The sequence below is a fragment of the Pseudomonas sp. S31 genome (genome assembly GCF_016648105.1).
GTDB lineage: Bacteria > Pseudomonadota > Gammaproteobacteria > Pseudomonadales > Pseudomonadaceae > Aquipseudomonas.
Map to the genome: position 1 here is coordinate 1 of NZ_JACVVE010000105.1, position 263 is coordinate 263.

Sequence of the window (263 nt, forward strand, 5' to 3'; positions counted from 1 at the left end):
CCTTGCCTTCAGGCCCGTGGCAGGCCACGCAGTTGGCGGCGAAGATCTTCTCGCCGTTCACTGCATCGGCCTTGGCGCCTTCCGGCAGCGGCCGGTCGTCGAGCTTGCTGATCACGAATGCCGCCACGTCGGCCACACCCTGTTCGCCGATGACTTCAGACCAGGCCGGCATCACCCCATGGCGACCGCCCATGATCGAGGCCTTGATGGTCTCCGGCTCGCCGCCCCAGCGCCAGTCGCTGTCGGTCAGGTTGGGGAAGCCA

1 protein-coding gene is annotated in these 263 nt (G+C 67.3%); it reads right to left on the reverse strand.

The window, feature by feature from the left end; translation table 11 throughout:
• Positions 1-263: c-type cytochrome (locus IAE37_RS28665; protein ID WP_201178804.1), on the reverse strand; the 263-nt coding region annotated here is incomplete at both ends.